Genomic DNA, 1,453 nt, shown 5'->3' with positions numbered 1-1,453 from the left:
GCCCGCGCTGACGGCGGTGCTGGAGGCCTACCTCGCCAGCCGGGCGCGGCGCTGGGGCGAGGAACGGCTGCCGGGTCCGACGCAGTGGTTGTTCGTCGACGGCGCGGGGCGGCAGCTGACCCGCAACCAGCTGCAGTACCTGGTGCGCTCCTGCTACCGGTGGGCCGGTGTGCACGACCGGGTGCTGCGCGGTTCGCTCGTGCACGCCCTGCGGCACACGTTCGCGACGCGGGTGGTGGCCAGCGGGGCCAGCGCGGTGGAGGTGATGCGGCTGCTGGGGCACCAGAGCCTGAACACCTCCCAGCGCTACATCGACGCCGGGGCGCAGGAGCTGCGTTCGGCCGCCGCGGGGAACTCCTCCTACGCGGTGCTGCGGGAGGTCGCGGACGGCTGAGGGGGCACCGCCGCGTGGCGGTGCCCCCTCAGGTGCGTGCTGCCGCCGGGGCGGCCCGGTTCACTTCTCGTAGCTGCGCAGGGCGTTGCCCAGCCCGAAGAAGGTGGGGGCCCACTGGCCGACGAAGATGCCCCAGCGGTCGGCGCGGTCGATGCCCGCGGGCTCCTTGTTCTTGGAGGCGTACCAGGACAGGAACGACAGACCGATGCTGGCGAAGGCGGCGGTGTAGGCCCACTCGGACCTGACGCCGGCGTCGTGCAGCTTCTCGATGACCATGCGGACTCCTCGGGGGTCGTGGGACGACTCCTCCGATGTCACACCACCGCAGTGCTTCCCGCCACCCGAGATCGCGCCACCCGATCCGTCCCCGACCCGTCCCCGATCCGTCCCCGATCCGGTGGGGGTCAGGCCGGCAGGTCCTTGGCGTGCAGCACGCTGCGCCGGGCCGGGCGGTAGCCGTGGGCGGTGTACAGGCGCACCGCCCCCGAGGGGTTGGCGCTGTCCACGTCGAGCCCGGCGGCGACCATGCCGTCGGCGGCGTAGGCGCGGGCCGCGGCCGTCAGCAGCGCCGACGCCACCCCGCGGCGGCGCAAGGGGCGGCGCACCCCCAGCAGGTCCGTCCAGCCCTCGCGGAACCCCTGCGCGGGCCAGTCCTCCTCGTAGGCGCCCGACAGCAGGTACCCGGCCACCACGTCCGTCCCACCCGCCCCGCCGCCGCTGGAGGTGGTGGAGGTGGTGGAGGTGGTGGAGACGACGAAGCTCCACCCCGGGCGGAAGTGGCGGCTGCCGGTCACCCGCAGCGCCCAGTGCGCCGCCGTGAGCGGCTGCGAACCCCAGTGGTCGCGGAAGACGTCGTTGTGCGCCGCGCGCACCCCCTCCGACAGCTCCTCGCGGTAGGGCTGCAGGCGCAGACCCCCGGGCAGCCGCGGCCGCGGCAGGCGCGCCGCGGCCAGGTCGCGGCGCATGTCGGTGTAGTACCGCAGCGGGCGCAGGTGGTGGCGGGCGAACAGGGCGCAGCGGTCCGCGCGGGACTCCTCCGCCCAGGTGTCCATCCGCGCC

Annotated in this window: 3 protein-coding genes; 1 reads left to right on the top strand and 2 read right to left on the bottom strand. The window is 75.0% G+C overall.

Translation table 11 applies throughout. The features are described from left to right. On the top strand, positions 1 to 394 hold a 394-nt coding region (locus tag ABEB16_RS19750), incomplete at its 5' end, for a tyrosine-type recombinase/integrase (protein ID WP_345713911.1). Positions 395 to 454: 60 nt separating this feature from the next. Here ABEB16_RS19750 and ABEB16_RS19745 read toward each other — a convergent pair. Both ABEB16_RS19745 and ABEB16_RS19740 read right to left on the bottom strand, forming a co-directional pair. Continuing rightward, positions 455 to 670 (bottom strand): hypothetical protein, encoded by a 216-nt coding sequence (locus tag ABEB16_RS19745; RefSeq protein ID WP_345713910.1) that lies wholly within the window; start codon positions 668 to 670, stop codon positions 455 to 457. Positions 671 to 798: 128 nt separating this feature from the next. After that, positions 799 to 1,453 (bottom strand): GNAT family N-acetyltransferase (locus ABEB16_RS19740; protein WP_345713909.1); only part of this gene is annotated, 655 nt, incomplete at its 5' end.

It is taken from the genome of Kineococcus glutinatus, assembly GCF_039542765.1.
Classification (GTDB): Bacteria; Actinomycetota; Actinomycetes; order Actinomycetales; family Kineococcaceae; genus Kineococcus_A; species Kineococcus_A glutinatus.
Note: the sequence above shows the minus strand (reverse complement) of the source record. Positions and strands in the feature narration are given on the sequence as shown.

Excerpts from the sequence above, each read along its gene's own strand:
- ABEB16_RS19745 (WP_345713910.1), bottom strand. The coding sequence starts at position 670 with ATGGTCATCGAGAAGCTGCACGACGCCGGCGTCAGGTCCGAGTGGGCC.